The 15,999-nt window shown below is 62.3% G+C and carries 17 protein-coding genes and 2 pseudogenes; 9 read left to right on the top strand and 10 right to left on the bottom strand.

Annotated features, from left to right (window positions below):
• Positions 1-13 precede the first annotated feature (13 nt).
• Positions 14-574 carry a 5'-nucleotidase C-terminal domain-containing protein gene (locus tag ACFQH2_RS10430; RefSeq protein WP_377076988.1) on the top strand — a complete coding sequence of 187 codons (561 nt, stop codon included), beginning with the start codon at positions 14-16 and terminating at the stop codon, positions 572-574.
• 36 nt (positions 575-610) lie between these two features.
• Positions 611-1,021 (top strand): universal stress protein, encoded by a 411-nt coding sequence (locus ACFQH2_RS10435; protein WP_377053367.1) that lies wholly within the window; start codon positions 611-613, stop codon positions 1,019-1,021.
• 29 nt (positions 1,022-1,050) lie between these two features.
• On the opposite strand, the gene ACFQH2_RS10440 is transcribed toward ACFQH2_RS10435, so the two are convergent.
• Positions 1,051-2,103: a mechanosensitive ion channel family protein gene (locus ACFQH2_RS10440; protein WP_377053369.1), complete on the bottom strand. Its 1,053-nt coding sequence runs from the start codon at positions 2,101-2,103 to the stop codon at positions 1,051-1,053.
• A gap of 81 nt (positions 2,104-2,184) precedes the next feature.
• On the opposite strand from ACFQH2_RS10440, the gene ACFQH2_RS10445 reads away from it, so the two are divergent.
• Complete coding sequence (locus ACFQH2_RS10445; RefSeq protein ID WP_377053371.1) at positions 2,185-2,670, top strand: DUF309 domain-containing protein; 486 nt, start codon at positions 2,185-2,187, stop codon at positions 2,668-2,670.
• Between the two features lie 148 nt (positions 2,671-2,818).
• Here the strand turns inward: ACFQH2_RS10445 and ACFQH2_RS10450 are convergent, their stop codons facing one another.
• Positions 2,819-3,379, bottom strand: coding sequence for a phosphate-starvation-inducible PsiE family protein (locus ACFQH2_RS10450; protein WP_377053373.1), 561 nt, complete (start codon positions 3,377-3,379; stop codon positions 2,819-2,821).
• Between the two features lie 262 nt (positions 3,380-3,641).
• On the bottom strand, positions 3,642-4,274 hold the full coding sequence (locus tag ACFQH2_RS10455) for a helix-turn-helix domain-containing protein (protein WP_377053375.1): 633 nt from the start codon (positions 4,272-4,274) through the stop codon (positions 3,642-3,644).
• A gap of 188 nt (positions 4,275-4,462) precedes the next feature.
• Here ACFQH2_RS10455 and ACFQH2_RS10460 point away from each other — a divergent pair, with 188 nt between their 5' ends.
• The 4 genes from ACFQH2_RS10460 (at position 4,463) to ACFQH2_RS10475 (ending at position 7,223) form a co-directional block, all read left to right on the top strand.
• A complete protein-coding gene (locus ACFQH2_RS10460) occupies positions 4,463-4,840 on the top strand; it encodes a helix-turn-helix domain-containing protein (protein ID WP_377053377.1) in 378 nt (125 codons plus the stop codon).
• The gene (locus tag ACFQH2_RS10465; RefSeq protein WP_377053379.1) at positions 4,837-5,133 is read left to right on the top strand and encodes a DUF7521 family protein; all 297 of its coding nucleotides are present in this window, start codon (positions 4,837-4,839) and stop codon (positions 5,131-5,133) included. The genes ACFQH2_RS10460 and ACFQH2_RS10465 overlap by 4 nt, the downstream gene beginning before the upstream one ends.
• Before the next feature lie 140 nt (positions 5,134-5,273).
• Positions 5,274-5,933 carry a 2,5-diamino-6-(ribosylamino)-4(3H)-pyrimidinone 5'-phosphate reductase gene (locus tag ACFQH2_RS10470; RefSeq protein WP_377053381.1) on the top strand — a complete coding sequence of 220 codons (660 nt, stop codon included), beginning with the start codon at positions 5,274-5,276 and terminating at the stop codon, positions 5,931-5,933.
• 81 nt (positions 5,934-6,014) lie between these two features.
• A complete protein-coding gene (locus tag ACFQH2_RS10475; RefSeq protein ID WP_377076717.1) occupies positions 6,015-7,223 on the top strand; it encodes a TIGR00341 family protein in 1,209 nt (402 codons plus the stop codon).
• A 120-nt stretch (positions 7,224-7,343) separates the two neighbouring features.
• On the opposite strand, the gene ACFQH2_RS10480 is transcribed toward ACFQH2_RS10475, so the two are convergent.
• The 3 genes and pseudogenes from ACFQH2_RS10480 to ACFQH2_RS10490 all read right to left on the bottom strand — a co-directional run bounded on the left by ACFQH2_RS10480 (position 7,344) and on the right by ACFQH2_RS10490 (position 8,829).
• Positions 7,344-7,502 carry a DUF7545 family protein gene (locus ACFQH2_RS10480; RefSeq protein WP_377076718.1) on the bottom strand — a complete coding sequence of 53 codons (159 nt, stop codon included), beginning with the start codon at positions 7,500-7,502 and terminating at the stop codon, positions 7,344-7,346.
• Positions 7,493-7,630 carry a hypothetical protein gene (locus tag ACFQH2_RS10485; protein ID WP_377076719.1) on the bottom strand — a complete coding sequence of 46 codons (138 nt, stop codon included), beginning with the start codon at positions 7,628-7,630 and terminating at the stop codon, positions 7,493-7,495. Before ACFQH2_RS10485 ends, ACFQH2_RS10480 begins: the two co-directional genes overlap by 10 nt.
• A gap of 141 nt (positions 7,631-7,771) precedes the next feature.
• Positions 7,772-8,829, bottom strand: a pseudogene (locus ACFQH2_RS10490) (NAD(P)/FAD-dependent oxidoreductase).
• 215 nt (positions 8,830-9,044) lie between these two features.
• On the opposite strand from ACFQH2_RS10490, the gene ACFQH2_RS10495 reads away from it, so the two are divergent.
• Together ACFQH2_RS10495 and ACFQH2_RS10500 are read left to right on the top strand one after the other, a co-directional pair.
• Positions 9,045-9,329: a DUF357 domain-containing protein gene (locus tag ACFQH2_RS10495; protein ID WP_377053389.1), complete on the top strand. Its 285-nt coding sequence runs from the start codon at positions 9,045-9,047 to the stop codon at positions 9,327-9,329.
• Between the two features lie 95 nt (positions 9,330-9,424).
• Positions 9,425-10,876 (top strand): DHH family phosphoesterase, encoded by a 1,452-nt coding sequence (locus tag ACFQH2_RS10500; protein ID WP_377053391.1) that lies wholly within the window; start codon positions 9,425-9,427, stop codon positions 10,874-10,876.
• A 15-nt stretch (positions 10,877-10,891) separates the two neighbouring features.
• On the opposite strand, the gene ACFQH2_RS10505 is transcribed toward ACFQH2_RS10500, so the two are convergent.
• The 4 genes and pseudogenes from ACFQH2_RS10505 to ACFQH2_RS10520 all read right to left on the bottom strand — a co-directional run bounded on the left by ACFQH2_RS10505 (position 10,892) and on the right by ACFQH2_RS10520 (position 15,998).
• Complete coding sequence (locus ACFQH2_RS10505; protein WP_377053393.1) at positions 10,892-11,956, bottom strand: methionine synthase; 1,065 nt, start codon at positions 11,954-11,956, stop codon at positions 10,892-10,894.
• On the bottom strand, positions 11,953-12,948 hold the full coding sequence (locus ACFQH2_RS10510) for a 5-methyltetrahydropteroyltriglutamate--homocysteine methyltransferase (RefSeq protein ID WP_377053395.1): 996 nt from the start codon (positions 12,946-12,948) through the stop codon (positions 11,953-11,955). Before ACFQH2_RS10510 ends, ACFQH2_RS10505 begins: the two co-directional genes overlap by 4 nt.
• 26 nt (positions 12,949-12,974) lie before the next feature.
• Positions 12,975-14,165 carry an ABC transporter ATP-binding protein gene (locus ACFQH2_RS10515; RefSeq protein ID WP_377076720.1) on the bottom strand — a complete coding sequence of 397 codons (1,191 nt, stop codon included), beginning with the start codon at positions 14,163-14,165 and terminating at the stop codon, positions 12,975-12,977.
• Positions 14,162-15,998: pseudogene (locus tag ACFQH2_RS10520) on the bottom strand (ABC transporter permease). Before ACFQH2_RS10520 ends, ACFQH2_RS10515 begins: the two are co-directional and overlap by 4 nt.
• Position 15,999: the final 1 nt, after the last annotated feature.

The raw sequence follows: 15,999 nt of genomic DNA on the forward strand, positions 1-15,999 counted from the left end.
CGGTGAGAGCCGAATCGGGAACTTCGTCGCCGACGCCTATCGCTGGTCGACTGGGGCGGATATCGGACTCCAGAACGGCGGCGGCATCCGGGACGGCGAACCGTTATCAGGAAACGTAACTGTCGCCGACCTGATCGGTATCGTTCCCTTCGAGGAGGCGACCGTCGTGGCGGAACTGAACGGCGCGGAACTGCTCGACATCTGCCGCGAAGCCAGTGGCCAACGGCTCGATATCGGTGATCCGGACTGGTGGCACGCACACGTCAGCGGCGCCGAGATCGTCTGGCACCGCGCTGATGATAGACTCGTCGAGGCCTCGGTAAACGGAAATCCGGTCGACCCGGAGGGGACGTACACCCTGGCGACATCGTCGTACCTTGCGGTGACCGACGAGGAGTTCCCGACGCTCACCGAGGCCCACGTCGTCAGCGAGGGGCCGGTCCAGTACGACGTGCTCGTAGAGTACGCCGGCGAGGTCGGCATCCAGCCCTCGATGGAAGGGCGAATCCGGTGGCACGACCGCGCCGACACGGGACAAGCGGCACCTCCGAACATGGCAGGTGGCGAAGAGTGAGAAGGTTTAGGCCCGTTGCTGTACTTGACCTATACGATGAGTAATGTGGTCGTCCCAGTCCGGTACCCACTCAGCAAACACTCCAGACAGACGCTCGGACAGGCGATCGAACTGGCCGACGAGCGGGATGCCGACCTGTCGATCCTCCACGTCGATCTCTACCAGAGCAGCCACGACGTCACGCGAGCGGAGTTGAAACGCTCCGTCGAGGACGAGTTCGGCAAACTCCCGAACGCGCGATACATCGTCCGGAAGGGATTTCTCGTGGAGGAGACGATCCTGGAAGAGATCGCGAACGAGGACGCGGACGTCGTCGTGATCGGCCACAAACAGGAAGGGCGATGGCGACAGATGATCCGAAAGCTCGTTTCGGATCCGGACATCGAGAGCTATCTGCGCGAACGGCTGGACTGTGAACTCGTCACCGTCGGGGCACCGACCCAGTAGTTCCCTTTCGGATGCCCGGTCCCTATCGCTCACTTCCCCGACCGATCGGCACCAGCGTCGCGGTCGGTTGCCCGGTCTGCGGACTCCATGTCCGGTCCGCCGTCCGGGCTTGTGGAACCCTCGGCTGGAGACTGTCCTGACCGCTGCGAGTACGACACCTGTGCCTGCCCGCTCGTCTCGTCGAAGACGAGATGTGTGTGCGGGTAGGCTATCTCGACGTCGGCCTCGGTGAGTGCGTTCCAGACGTTCGATTTCACTTCGGATTCGACGACCTGCAGCTTGTACGGCTCTTCCACCCAGTATCTGAGCAACAGCACGATTCCGTTATCCCCGTACTCCTCGAAAAAGCAGGTCGGCGCCGCCGCGAACCGAGTGCTCCCGATCCGGATATCCGGCCCTCCACTGATCACCTCGTCGACGCGACGAGCGGCACGTTCCGTGACCCTGCGAGCCTCTTCGATGTCGCTCTCGTAGGTTACCTGTAGCTCCAGGGACCGACGCGTCCGCTCGTCTTCCGCGGAGTAGTTGATCACGTCCCGGTCGCGAATCGTCGAATTAGGGATGACGATGAAGGTGTTGTTGAAGGTGAACAGCTTTGTGTACCGGAGCGTGATGTCGTCGACAAAACCCTTCTGCCCCTCGTCGACGAGTTCGATCATGTCGCCGATCTCGAACGGTCGATCGGCCAGCACGAACAGGCCGCTGATGACCGAGGCGACGATGGGGGCGAGGATCACACCGAGCACTGCGCCGAACACCGCGCCGGACACCAGGACGTCACCGGTATCCAGACGGAGGATCCGCGCCGCGATAAACACAAAAATCAGGAGGACGGTGGCACGGATCCCGCCCAGTACCGTCTGCGTGATGCTGGGTCGCTGGAACTGACGGGCAATCGCCCGGCCGACCGATCGGACGACGAACTTCGATACGTACCAACCGAGCACCAGGGTGAAGAGGGCACCCAGTACTTCCCAGACACGGATCGGGACGTTCTCGATAGCCAACTCCCTGGCCTGTGAGATGACTGAAAGCGCGAGATCCGAAGCCAGAGGGAGGAAAAGGCGGTGAGAGAGAGGCATACTGTATGCATTCTGGCACGCGCGATAAGCGTTTTTGTCCCGGGCGACAGACCCACGTGACTGGACCGCAGATGTAGGTATATGAACGATCACACGCGGGACCCCACGGTAGGCCCACCGGTTGCAGGGAACCCGACCGGGTGGAATCCCGAAACCGGGGAATGGGAACACGCAACCCTTCGCCGGGCGGTGATTCACGGTGTCCGTCTATACAACGGCGACGCCTTCCACGAATCGCATGATTGTTTTGAATCGGAGTGGTACAACTACGGGAGCGGAACCACCGAAAGCGCCTTCGCTCATGGGATGGTACAAGTCGCGGCAGGCGCGTACAAGCACTTCGACTTCGAGAACGACGACGGAATGCGGAGTCTCTTCGAGACGGCTTTACAGTATCTCCAGGGCGTCCCGAACGACTACTACGGGGTCTACCTTCTCGACGTGAGAACCAAACTCACGAACGCGCTTGACGATCCGACCGTGTTAGACGGGTGGCAAATCGAACTAGACGGGGAGCGACCGGGAGCGGGACCGGAGGATTACGAATACACCGAGCGCCTCGAATGAGAACGTGTGAGGATCCGAGTAGAGTACGACCAGCCAACAGGAGCGGTCGCTGTTTGGGTTCGTGACCACGCGAGGATCGCTATCCGCGACCGTTCCCGTCATCTCTAACGGTTCTCGACGTGGGGTTTCGTTCGTGTAGCCACCAGTATCACTCGCCAATGGCAGTACCGTCGCCGCCGTAGACGCGCTCGGCAAACAGCAGCGCTACCAGCGCGAAGATAATGATCGCGTACGCACCGGCGGCGTAGAGCGCATCCTGGACGCTTGGGTACTCGCCAGTCCGGAAAATGATCACCTTTCGCACCATCGCGATAACGCCAGTGTAGATTACGAGGCGCACGATCAGCCGGGTGTTGGTTTCTTCGACGTACGCGAGGACCGTCTGATACACCTCGACGATAATCAGCAACAGCAGTCCAGTGTCGATGAAGCCAATAACGATCAGTGGATCGGTGATGCTCCCGTTCCGTATTGCCGTGATGATCTGGAGCGTCAGGTCGATGACGCCGATTGCGAAGAGTATCGCGAACACCGTTGCGGCGGCTAGCTCAACGAACTCGACAAACCGGCTGACGAGGGTCGAATATCGTTCGGATAACAGACTCTTGGCTGTTTGTTCCACCTTCGTAGACGGACCTTCCGTCTTGGTTTCTTGTTCAACCTTCGAGGATGGATTCCCCGAGGCAGGGGGCTGGTCATCACTACCCATATATGCGGTTGTCTCGCCCCCATCCTCGGAACTGAGAACTCATTCCCGGTGATAAGTATCACTCCCATATATAATCTGGGAGGGTCCAACGAGTGGTACAACCACGAAAGCGGAAGCGCGGAAACCGCCTTCGCCCACGGAATGGTGCAGGCCGCCGGCGGCGCACGAGGTGGGTTTCTCGCTCGGGGCCCAGCGCTGAGAGGGAGACCAGGCTGTTCGAGACTGAACGACTCTCACAAAAAGTACCGAATCGAGGCGTGACTTACCGCGTCGGCGAATCGAGGACGGCTTCGAGCAGTTTCGTCTGTGCGGCCGAGAGATGCTCCGAGAACGTCGAACGGGCGATATCCAGATCATCTGCGACTTCGCCGGCGTTCGCACCCTTGGGATACTCGAAGTAGCCGAGTTCGTGCGCGCGTTCGAGCACGTCCCGCTGTTTGTCCGTGAGCCGACTCCGATCGACCGGGACGATATCCTCGCCTTCGGCCGGATCGAACTTCGAGAGGGTCTGGAGTCGGACGCCGTCGTAGCTTTCCCTGAGTTGTTCGATCACCGATCGGACGTTACTGACATCCTGTGCGCGGAATGTGATAAACAGCGACCCGTCCTGAGCCCGGACGTCCGCAACCGGTGGCCCAGACATTTCGACAAGGTCGCAAGCACACGGATCGGCCCGATCACGGTCGAAGCGGTAGACGGATCGGGTACCGTCGGACGTGATCTCCGAGGCGTCTATCTCCCCTTCGGCGGTCGCAGAGACGACGAACTCTTCGCCGACAGTCCCATCCACATCCGCGCTCGCACGATCAACACGGTCGATACGCGTGTTCGTTTCCGACGAGGCGCCTGCAACGGGACAGTCCTCCGGCGACGATACTTCGACTTGGGCGCGCACACCTCCGGTCATATACTGGGTGTTAGAAGCCAGCCGTCATATACCGGGTGAGTGATTTTCAGGATCTGAGAATCACTTGTGTGGTGAGACTACACGGCTACACACAACTGAGAACGCGAGGCAAACTCCACTGAAACAGAAATCGACAACAGTCGATTTATATGAATGTATCCTCCATCTACGGTAGAATGGTACGGGATCCGTTCGCGGAGGAAGAGCGACCCGACGTGCAGGATCTACTCGGAGCCCTGGAGGATCCCGACTGTCGGACGATCATCCGAAAACTCGACGAGCCTATGACGGCCGGAGAGCTATCGGATCACTGTGACATTCCACAGTCGACGATCTACCGAAAGCTCGATACCCTCTCCAACGCGACGTTGCTCGAAGAACTGACCGAGGTTCGGAGCGACGGACATCACACGACGCGATATGATGTCGCGTTCGAGGAGGTTACGCTCGCACTGAACGAGGACCGAGAGTTCGAGTACGAGGTCTCCCGCCCTGCACGGACGCCGGACGAACGACTTGCGGACATGTGGTCGGAGGTCAGTAAGGAACTATGAGCCCACACGCCGAAACTGCAGCGGAAGTTACGACAGCACTCGCGATCGTAAAGACACTGATACTGATCCTCGGGACCGTCATCACCTACTACGCATTCAAGGCGTACCGACGGACCCAGAACACGGCATTAGGAGCGCTCGCCCTCGGGTTTGGGACGATTACATTAGGATCTTTCCTCGCGGGCGTCGCCACAGACGTGCTGAACGTCCCGCTGGCTCTCGGCGTCCTCATCGAGAGCCTCCTCGTGTTAGTCGGCTTCGTAATTATCGCGTATTCGCTGTACGCGCGGTAGGACGAACTTACCGCAGTCACACCTCCCCCGGATCGGCCGTATCGGCCCTCGATAGCCCTGTGGCGTCCAGTCGCTCCGTATTTCCAGAGCGAGACGACACGACCGAAAAGCGTTTTCTCCGGCGTACGTAATCAATACCCATGCACGTCGTCGTCAACGCCGCAATGAGCGCGGACGGGAAACTCTCCTCGCGACGACGCGAGCAGATCCGTATCAGCGGCGCGGACGACTTCGACCGTGTCGACCGACTGCGCGCGGAGAGCGACGCCGTCATGGTGGGCGTCGGAACGGTACTCGCGGACGATCCGAGCCTCACCGTCGACGAGACGGATCTGCTAGGCGACGACGCGGCGAACGGGCCCGTACGGGTCGTCGCTGATTCGCGCGCTCGCACGCCAGCGGACGCACGGATCCTCGACGACACTGCGACGACCTACCTCCTCGTGAGCGAGGCCGCACCGGCGGATAGGATCGAGACGCTGGCGGATCGAGGGGCGAAGGTCGTCACTGCGGGCGAAACACAGACCGACCTGACTGCGGCCCTCGACGCACTCGAAGCGGCCGAGATAGAGCGCCTGATGATCGAGGGAGGCGGGGAACTAATCTACTCGCTGTTTGCCGCCGACCTCGTCGACGAACTGTCCGTATTCGTCGGTCCGACAGTTATCGGCGGCCGCGATGCGCCGACGCTCGCCGACGGTGAGGGATTCGTCGAGCAGTTCCCCTCGCTCCGACTCGCTGACGTCGAACGACTCGACGGCGGCGTGTTGCTCCGATGGGATGCGACCGGCAAACAGTGAACCGAACAGTTATTCGGGATCCGCCCGAACCGTTCTCGGAAACGGGGTCTACCACGTGATACCAAACAGAGAGTGCCTTCAATGCGACTGATCCAGACGCTCGTCCCGGAGGGCAAGCGCGAGGTCGTCATCGAGGTCATCGAGGAGGCCGAAGTCGATTACGCGATGACCAGCGAGACGTCGGAGCAGGGGTACAGCGATATCCTCTACATCCCGACGGAAGCGGACGACGTCGAAGGGATCCTCGACGAACTACGCGATATCGGCGTCGAGCGGGAGGGGTATATGCTCGTTACCGACGTCGAGACCATCGTCTCCGAGCAGTTCGAGGAACAGAACGAGGACGACGAATCGGACGACGAGCGGATCTCACGGGAGGAACTCTCGACGAAGGCACACAATCTCTCTCGCTCCACCACCAACTACATTATCTTCACCGTGGTAAGCGCAGTCGTCGCCACAGCAGGGTTGCTCGAAGACAGTGCGGCGATTGTCGTCGGGTCGATGGTGATCGCACCCCTGATCGGGCCCGCGATGGCCTCTTGCGTCGGGACGGTGATCAACGACGACGAACTGTTCTGGGAGGGGATCCGCTCACAGACGCTCGGCATCTTCGTCGCCGTGCTCAGTGCGACGCTGTTTGCGTTCTCGTACCGCCTCCTGCTCGTGTCGGAACTCGATCTGCTGTTGATCCAGCAGGTGGCAGAGCGGGTCCATCCGGGCTTGCTCGCACTTGCGGTCGCACTCGGTGCCGGGGTCGCGGGTGCGCTCTCGCTGACCTCGGGCGCGGACGAGGCGCTCGTGGGCGTCATGATCGCCGTCGCGTTGATGCCGCCTGCCGCGAGCGTCGGTCTCGGTATCGCGTACGCTGATCCGGTCGTCGCTGGCGGGGCCGGCGTTCTCGTGCTTGTCAACGTGCTCTCGATCAACGCCGCGGGAATCGTGACGATCTGGAGCAAACGCTACCGGCCGACCCACTGGTTCGAGGAGCGCCAGGCCAGACGCGACACGATCCGGCGGTTCGCCGCATTCGTCCTGGTCATTCTGATTCTCACGTCCTTTCTGGCGGTTAGCTCGCTCGACGCGCGAGACAACGCCGTCTTCGAGACGACCGTCCAGACAGAGATCGAATCCTCGGTCGATGGTAACGTGCTTGCCGTCGAGTTCGATTACCAGCCGCGACTGCTCTCACAGAGCCAGAGTGGCGTCGTCGTGCACGTAAACAGCCAACAGCGCGGGCAGCCGACGACCTCCAGACGGCTATCGAAGCGGAGACCGGCGAGCGACTGAACGTGACGGTCGTCTACGAGGATACGGAGCATTCGGACGGTTCCAGTGGCTCGTCGGGCGGCGGACAGTAGCGACTACGGACGAGCGTCGCAAAAAGGGGTCCGAACGCGTCTCCGGCGATTAGTGGTCGTGACCGGTCAGTTCGCCGAACGTCGCGCCGAAGCGATCCTCGAAGAGGTCCATCGTCTGTTCTTCGATTGCCTGAACCTCCTCGCTCGGTTCGGCCTCTGCGTGGTGGACGGCGCCGTGGATACGCTGTGCGAGGCTGATCATCGCCATGTCGGAGACGACCGTCGCTGCCGGCTCTTCGCCCTCGGAAAGCAGTTCCAGCAGTGCGGGGGGACCTCGAACTCGTCAGCGGATTCGTCGTCGGCTTCGACCGTGATCGAAACAGTTTCGCTTGCCATACCCCCGCTTGGTCTCGTAAACGTAAAAGAGCGGCTTTGTTGATTCGTGACAGTGTGCCGGGCAAAATCGAACGCCCTCCTCGGAAGTCGGCCGACAGAACACGATGCAGTCCCGCGAAAGCTACCAGTCCGGTCGCAGCGTCAGTCGTCCGCGACGGCCTGCTCTTTCGCGCTCTCGGTCTCGTGTGCTTCGAGATATTCGTCGGCGTCGATAGCCGCCTTACAGCCCATCCCGCCGGCGGTGATCGCCTGCTGGTAGTGGTAGTCAACGACGTCGCCCGCCCCGAAGATGCCGGGAACGTCCGTCGCCGTCTGGCCGCCGTCGAAGCCGCCCTTGGTCTGGAGATAGCCTGCTTCGTCCATCACGGCGTCGGTGCCTTCGAGATACTCGGTGTTCGGCGTGTGACCGATAGCGTAGAACACGGCGCCGATTTCCGTCTCGTACTCCTCGGTCTCGGGGTCGTCAAGTTTGTCGGTCGGGTGGCCCTCGGGGTTCGTAACCATCGTCACCGATTCGACGCCGTCCTCCGGCGTGCCGTGGAGTTCGGTCACCTCGGTGTTGCGGATGATCTCTATCTCGCCCGCCTCGACTTTCTCCTCGACGCGGTCGATCCAGTAATCCTCCGCGCGGAACTCCTCGCGGCGGTGGACGATGAAGACCGTATCGGCAAACTTCGTTAGAAACGTTGCCTCCTCCATCGCGGCGTCGCCACCGCCGACGACGATCATGTCCTCGTCGCGGAAGAATGCGCCATCGCAGGTCGCACAGGTAGAGAGACCGTAGCCCATCAACTCGTCCTCGCCGGGGATACCGAGCGTCCGGGCGCTCGCACCACTGGCGGCGATGACGGCGTCGGCCGTGTAGACGTCGCCGTTGCGCAACTCGACGCGGAAGGGGCGCTCCGAGTCGTCCACGTTCTCGACGATGCCGTGTTCCGTCTCCGCCCCGAACTGCGTGGCCTGCTCTTTCATCCGGTTGATCAGGTCCGGCCCGCCGATGCCGTCGGGGAAGCCAGGATAGTTCGCGACGTCGGTCGTCAGGGTTAGCTGACCCCCGGTTCGTCGCCCTCGATCACCAGCGGTTCGTTGTTCGACCGGCCGGCATAGATGGCCGCGGTCAGGCCCGCGATTCCCGTGCCAGCGATGATCAATTTCCTGTGCTCGACTATCTCGTCGTCCGAACTCGACTGGTCACTCATATACTCTATTAGGTGTCTGAATCGGTATTTAGCTTGCGCTGTCTGGTCGTCACCGTGCATAGACGGCTCGTTAGACCTCCCGAGCAGTACGTAACTGCGGGCGGAAAGGCGTCACGCTACGGGTGACGAAAGCGTCAGGCTACGGGTGACGAAAACGTCGCGTCGAAGGAACTTCCTCCGACAGAGTTACACCCGACTCGGCCGATCAGGCGAGTATGCCTGCCGATCTCGACGAGAAGACCGACCGGTACGAGAGACTGCTCACGGAGGCGCTAGACGCCGCCGAGGTCGCACCGCCAGCGGACACGCCGATGGGTGAGGCTGCCGCGGAGTGTCTGGAGATGGCCGAATCGTATCTGGAGGACGGTCGCCATTTCCGCGACGACGACGACCGGGTGAACGCGCTTGCGGCCTTTTCGTACGGCCATGCCTGGCTTGACGCCGGTGCGCGAGTAGGGCTGTTCGACGTCCCAACGGACGGACACCTGTTCACGGTGTGACCGGAATCTGACCTCTCAGACCGTGAATGGGCGGTAAATACTGCTGTTCCAGTCTTCGGGATAGTTAAGTATCGCCCCCGCAACGCTTTGCTCACATGAGCGCTGGGGTCACGATATCTTCGATGGCGAACTACGCAATTCTCGGGTGTGGGAGCGTCGGGCACGTGGTAGCAGAGGAGTTGGTCGAACAGGACAAAGACGTCCTGATCATCGACAAGGACGAGGGACGTGTCGAGGCGCTGCGAGATCAGGATCTGAACGCACAGACCGCCGACATCAGGGACGAGGAGGTGGCAGACACTATCGCGGATCGCGAGGTTGTGCTGATCCTCTCCTCGGACGTCGAGGCGAACAAGGCCGCAGTCGAGCATATCCGGGCACAGAACGGCGACCAGTTCACAGTTGCCCGGGCGAGCGATCCGGTCTCCGCCGACGAACTGGACGAGATGGGTGCCGACGTGGTGATCAACCCCTCGTCCGTCATCGCCGACTTCGCCCTGCGGTCCCTGGAATCCGGTGAACTGGAGTACAAGGCCCGCCAGCTCGGCGACGTGATCTCGAACACGAAAGATCACATGGCCGTGATCACGCACGACAACCCAGACCCCGATTCGATCGCCAGTGCAACGGCGCTGCAGGCGATTGCGGAGCATCTCGGCGTCGACGCGGATATCTTCTATCTCGGCGATATCGGCCATCAGGAGAACCGCGCGTTCGTCAATCTGCTCGGTATCGAACTCAACGACTGGCACGAGGCCGATCCCGAAATCGACTACGACACCATCGCGCTGGTCGATCACGCCAAGGCCGCCGAGTCCGAGGCCGAGTGGAACCCGGACGTCGTCATCGACCACTACGAGTCGGACGCAGAGTACAACCCCGGTTTCGCGGACATCCGGCCGAACATGTCCTCGACGTCAACGATCCTGACGAAGTACATCCAGGAGTTCGACATGAACGTCGGCGAGGAAGTCGCAACGGCACTGCTGTACGGCATCCGTGCCGAAACCCTGGACTTCAAACGCGATACGAACCCGGCCGATCTCACCGCGGCGGCGTATCTCTACCCCTTCGCCAACCACGAGACGCTCGAACAGGTCGAGTCGCCGTCGATGTCGCCCGAAACGCTGGACGTACTCGCCGAAGCGATCACGAACCGCGAAGTGCAGGGGAGCCATCTGGTCTCGAACGCCGGCTTCATCCGCGACCGCGAAGCGCTCGCACAGGCGGCCCAGCATCTCCTGAATCTGGAAGGGATCACGACGACGGGCGTGTTCGGACTGGCCGACGACAAGATCTACCTGGCGGCCCGCTCGAAGGATATCCGGATGAACATCGGGAAGGTTCTGCAGGACGCCTACGGCGAAATCGGCGAGGCCGCGGGCCACTCGACACAGGCCAGCGCGGAGATTCCGCTGGGGATCTTCACGGGTATCGAGACCAACGATGACAACCGCGATACACTCCTGCAGTTGACCGAAGAGGCGGTGAAGAGCAAACTGTTCGATGCGATGGGCGTCGAAAGCGGCGACAGCAACGGGAGTTAAAAGGAGCGAGACCGATCAGTCGTCGGCGCTGGCCGCCGGCGCGTCGACCTCGATTTCGCCTGCGTCGAGTTCTTCCTCGACTTCGCGGGCCGCTTTCACCATATTCTCCATTTTGCCGTAGGCGACGTCTCGCGGGAGGAGTTTGACGCCGCAGTCGGGGCTGACGACGAGTCGCTCCGGCGGGACGACCTCCAGACCCTTTTTGATGTTCTCTTTGATCTCCTCGACGGACTCGACTTCCGCGACGTGAACGTCGGAGACGCCGAGCGCGAGATCCTTCGTGAATCCGGGGTCTTTGAACACATCGAGTTGCTCGTAGTCGCCGTTCGCGAGTTCGAGGTCGAACTCGTCGACGGGGAACTCGAGGATGTCGGGGTAGATCCGGAAGTAGTCGCCGTAACAGACGTGTAGGCCGATCCGGACGTCCTGGGGGATGTCCTCGACGATGCGTTCGAGACACTCGCCGACGATCTGGTGGTCGTCGGGCGTCGTTGCGAGCGCTGGCTCGTCGATCTGGATGTAGCGCGCACCGGCGTCGACGAGCTTTTCGATCTCCTCGTTGACGAGTTCGGCCAGATCGAAGGCGAGGGCCTCCTCGTCCTCGTAGGCCTCGTTGAACGACCACGAGGCGAGGGTGTAGGGACCGGTGATCGGCACCTTCACCGGCTTGTCGGTGACGCTCGCGGTGAACTCGTACTCGTCGACCAGCCAGGACTCGTCGTACTCGACTTCGCTGGCGACGCTTGGCTTGTCGAAGGTGTTGTGCCCCCAGACCTTGACGGGACCGTTGAACTCGTAGCCCTCGATCCGGTCGGCGAAGAACTCTACCATCTCGTTGCGGCGCATCTCGCCGTCGACGACGACGTCGAGGCCGGCGCGTTCGTGCTCGTCCGTAATCAGGCGGGCGGCGTCGTCCTCGGCCTCCTGCAGGTCTTCCTCGTCGACTTCGCCCTCCTCGTAGAGGTCGCTCATCCGGTTGAGCCACTTGGGCTTCGGGTAGCTACCGACGACGGTCGTCATGATGAAGTGGTCGTTCGGATGGTTCTCGGGTTTGAACTGATCTTTGTTCTCGTTAGTCATGCTTCCACCTCCGTGGCCGCGGCGGCCGCAAGCGCTTCGAGTTTCGCCTCGAACTTGTTGACTGGTAGATAGAACAGCTCGGTGTTGGTCGTCAGATACGCCCGGTCGAAATCGGCACTGGGCGTCTGGTTCTCGACCCACTCTACGCGTTCGCGGATCGTCTCGGGGTCCTCGACGAGCGTGTTCTGCCCGTCGACGAGGCCGAGCGCGATGTCGTCTTTCGTGCCGTACTCGTTGATATTGTAGAGGTTGTCCTCGGTGTTGGAGACGAAGTCGTAGCCGACGGCGTCGATGTCGGCGTCGAGCAGGTGTGCGTGCACCTTCTCGTCGAGTGCGTCCCAGTAGGTGTTGACGACGACCTCGGCGTCGAGAGCGCTCGCGACAGTGTCGATAGCCTCGCTGGCTCGCTCGTCTTCGCCCTCGTCGGGCGCGTTCTCGGTCAGCGACGGTTCGAGCAGGAACAGCGTCTCGACGTCCGGGAAGGCGTCGGCCTCGTCGGCGAGGAACTCGGCGATTGCGTCGAGGAAGGCGGCGTCGTCGCCGTAGTGCTCGTCAGTAGCGAGGTCGGCAAGCGAGTACGGACCCGGCAGGACAGCCTGCAGTGGCGCGTCGGTTAGCTCTGCGGTCGTGTCCAGCTCGGCGGCGATGTCGCCGTCGAAGTCGAGGTCGCCCTGGACGACCGGGTCGCGATAGAAGTTGTTATTGTCGTAGTATCGGACGATTCCCTGCGTGTCGACGTTGTCGTGAACCGCAAGCGGGTGCGCGAGCATGTCGTCCCAGCGGAGTTGCCCCTCGACGACGCGGTCGAGACCGGCCGACTCCTGTACGTCGACGACTTCTTCGCGTGCGCGTTCGTACACGTCGACGATCTCTTCGCCCTCGTCACCGCTGATGAGGTCGTGTTTCTGGTGGCCTTTCAGGTCTCCGAGCTCGTCCTTTGCCCAGTCTGGAAGCGGATACAGACCGGGGGACGTGGCTACGAGTTCTGTCATCGTTCGATAGAACGTAATGACGGGCTTTAATATTTCCTCTTTCGATTAATGCCTTGTAGTAATTTACCGGCGTGGTGCCTGATAACTGATAACAACCGAAGCTGGCAGTCGTCGCTCTCCGTCGACGCCGGATCAAGTAGGGATCTATCGAGACGGTGGATCCTCCGCTGCCTGCCAGCATCCGTCGAGATGACCTGGACATCGCTCGGGTCGAAGCTAACGACGGCCGATCCATGCTCCGGCGTCCGGTCGTCGAGCGCAACCAGATCCCGGCCGTTCCACCGCAGGTGGATCCGCACCGCACCACCGAGGAACTCGCTTTCGCCGACATCCGCGCGAAGTTCGTTCACCCCACCGCCCACAGTGAGCGCCTCCGGCCGGACACACACCAGTGCCCGGTCGGCGTCGACGCGTGGAATCCGGAGCGTCGTGTCCGATACCGACAGCAGGGAGTACTCGCCATCGGAAGCCCGCGCATCGGTGACCGGCCCCTCGAAGACGTTGTTCTCGCCGAGAAACGTCGCGACGAACCGGGTATCCGGCCGGCGGTAGACGTCCCGTGGCGACCCGATCTGTTCGATCCGGCCGCCGTTGATCACTGCCAGCCGATCGCTGATCGCCAGGGCCTCGTCCTGATCGTGGGTGACGTACAGCGTCGTCACGCCGAGTTCGGACTGGATCGTCTGTAGCTGTCGGCGGAGAGTCTTGCGAAGGCGAGCATCGAGTGCGCTCATCGGTTCGTCGAGCAACAGGAGTTCGGGCCCTGGTGCCAGCGCGCGGGCCAGGGCGATCCGTTGTTGCTGACCGCCCGAGAGTTCGTCCGGATCCCGTTCCTCGAACCCGTCGAGGTCGACCAGCGAGAGCAGTTCGGTGACGCGCTCCTCGCGCGAGACGTCGCCCGGCGGGTCACGAAACCGCAGGCCGTAGGCGACGTTCTCCGCGACGGTCATGTGCGGGAAGAGCGCGTAGTTCTGGAAGACGACGCCGATATCTCGCTCTTCGGGTGGCGCTCCAGTGACGGACTCCCCGTCGATCCGAACCGTGCCAGCGTCAGGTGACTCGAAGCCAGCAACCGTCCGCAGGGTGGTCGTCTTGCCACAACCGGATGGGCCGACGAGCGTGAAGAACTCGCCGTCCTCGACCCTGAACGAGACATCGTCGAGCGCGGTCGTGTCGCCGTAGCTCCTGGTGATATCTACCAGTTCGAGTTCGCTCACAGGCGGTCACCTCGCCCGCCGCCGACGCGGTCGATCACAACGAAACTGGCGCTCGTCACGGCCAGGAGTACCGTCCCCATTGCGGTCGCGGGGCCGAGCGTCCGGTCGCCGAGATACCGTTCGACTGCGACGGGCATCGTGTAGTAGTCCCCACCTTCGGCGAGGATCACGGTCGAGTTGAACTCTCCGATACTGATCGCAACCGCAAACGCCGCGCCGGCGACGATACCGGCGACAGCAAGCGGGAGTTCGACGTCGACCATCGCCCGGACTCGTGACGCGCCCAGCGCCCGTGCAGACTCGACCAGCGACAGGTCGACCCGACCGATAGCCGGCGCGACGTTGCGCACCACGAACGGATAGGTGGCGGCGGCGTGAGCGGCGACGATAGCGACGCCACCAGTGACCTGCAGTCGCCAGCCACCGGGGAGCGGAAGCCCAAACACGAGTCCACGGAGCAGTCCGATCCCGAGCACGATGCCGCTGACCGCCAGCGGCGCCGTCGCCAGCACGTCGAGCAGGACGCCGCCACGGTCCCCCGGACCCGGCGCACCGCCACGACGATGCCGGTCGGCAGGGCGATTGCCAGCGTCGCCCCCGCGAACAGCAACGAGTTTCGAACGGCCGGCCAGGGTTTGATCTGGAACGCGGTCCCGCCGGACTGGCGGTCGAACAGGAACGCGTAGTGAGAGAGCGTTAGCCCGTTCGGCCCTGTGAGGCTCTCGGCGATCATGCTGACCATCGGGCCGATGAACAGCACCGCGACGAAGACGCCGTAGACGCTGATCGCCACTCTGCTTGGGCGAAAGAGTGCCCGAAAGGAGGGCAAGAGAGGTTCCCGGTCGATCTGCGTCGGTGCCTGTCCCGCGCCGTACTGGCGAGACTCGAATCGGAGATACAGCGCCAGCACGCCGATCGAAATCACGGTTTCGACGATTGCGAGCGCCGCTGCCGTCGTCAGGTCCAGTTGCTGGATCCGACTGAAAATCCACACCTCGATGGTCGCCATTTCGAGTCCCCCAGTGCCAGCACGATCGGAAAGGTCCGAAAAGTGAAGACGAACGTCAACACCGTCCCGGCGAGAACGGCGGGCGCTAACTGGGGCGCGAGTACGTCGAAAAACGCGCGTCGTCGACTGGCACCCAGACTCCTGGCGGTCTCTACCGTTCGTGCGTCGACACCCTCCCAGGCGGCAGTCGCGAGACGGGCAACCAGCGGCGCATTGTAAAACGCGTGAGCGAGTACGATGATCTCCAGCGTGAACAGCATCTCCACTGGGGCGACACCGAAGACGCCGAGCAGGGCGTTGAGCGGGCCGTTCGTACTGAACATGGCGAAAAAGCCGATTGCGACCATGATCCCCGGAAGGACGAACGGAAGGATCGTCAGTGATCGTAGCAGGCGGCGGCCCCGAAACTCGTACCGGGCCAGGATGTACGCGCCGGGGAGACCGATGGCGACGCTCGCGACCGTCGACAGCACCGCCTGATACGCAGTAAACCCGATCAGTCCGAGCGAGGGGCGAGCGAAGCCAGTAGCCGCCCACCGGAGCAGCGAGTCGAGATGCTCGCCGGTCGCGGTCGGTCGCGCGAACACGTCGGCGAGGACGCCGACGTAGAACGGATCCGTTAGCACCTCCCGGAGCGGCGCGAGCGACGGTAGCCCGTCGACGACGACCCCTTCGAGGAAGACGACTGCGACCGGGAAGTAAAACACCACGAGCAGGACCATACCGGCAACCAGAGCCGCGATGGGGAGCGAGCGTTCGCGGACCCACTGGTAGCCGCGCCGTGTCAGACCGGTTGCCCGCCGAGACGCACCCTCCGAGGCCATC

Source organism: Natronoarchaeum sp. GCM10025703 (assembly GCF_042661985.1).
Lineage (GTDB): Archaea > Halobacteriota > Halobacteria > Halobacteriales > Natronoarchaeaceae > Natranaeroarchaeum.

Coding starts and splice junctions, on each gene's coding strand:
- ACFQH2_RS10435 (WP_377053367.1), top strand. CDS start 611: ATGAGTAATGTGGTCGTCCCAGTCCGGTACCCACTCAGCAAACACTCC.
- ACFQH2_RS10440 (WP_377053369.1), bottom strand. CDS start 2,103: ATGCCTCTCTCTCACCGCCTTTTCCTCCCTCTGGCTTCGGATCTCGCG.
- ACFQH2_RS10445 (WP_377053371.1), top strand. CDS start 2,185: ATGAACGATCACACGCGGGACCCCACGGTAGGCCCACCGGTTGCAGGG.
- ACFQH2_RS10450 (WP_377053373.1), bottom strand. CDS start 3,379: ATGGGTAGTGATGACCAGCCCCCTGCCTCGGGGAATCCATCCTCGAAG.
- ACFQH2_RS10460 (WP_377053377.1), top strand. CDS start 4,463: ATGGTACGGGATCCGTTCGCGGAGGAAGAGCGACCCGACGTGCAGGAT.
- ACFQH2_RS10465 (WP_377053379.1), top strand. CDS start 4,837: ATGAGCCCACACGCCGAAACTGCAGCGGAAGTTACGACAGCACTCGCG.
- ACFQH2_RS10470 (WP_377053381.1), top strand. CDS start 5,274: ATGCACGTCGTCGTCAACGCCGCAATGAGCGCGGACGGGAAACTCTCC.
- ACFQH2_RS10475 (WP_377076717.1), top strand. CDS start 6,015: ATGCGACTGATCCAGACGCTCGTCCCGGAGGGCAAGCGCGAGGTCGTC.
- ACFQH2_RS10480 (WP_377076718.1), bottom strand. CDS start 7,502: ATGGCGATGATCAGCCTCGCACAGCGTATCCACGGCGCCGTCCACCAC.
- ACFQH2_RS10485 (WP_377076719.1), bottom strand. CDS start 7,630: ATGGCAAGCGAAACTGTTTCGATCACGGTCGAAGCCGACGACGAATCC.
- ACFQH2_RS10495 (WP_377053389.1), top strand. CDS start 9,045: ATGCCTGCCGATCTCGACGAGAAGACCGACCGGTACGAGAGACTGCTC.
- ACFQH2_RS10500 (WP_377053391.1), top strand. CDS start 9,425: ATGAGCGCTGGGGTCACGATATCTTCGATGGCGAACTACGCAATTCTC.
- ACFQH2_RS10505 (WP_377053393.1), bottom strand. CDS start 11,956: ATGACTAACGAGAACAAAGATCAGTTCAAACCCGAGAACCATCCGAAC.
- ACFQH2_RS10510 (WP_377053395.1), bottom strand. CDS start 12,948: ATGACAGAACTCGTAGCCACGTCCCCCGGTCTGTATCCGCTTCCAGAC.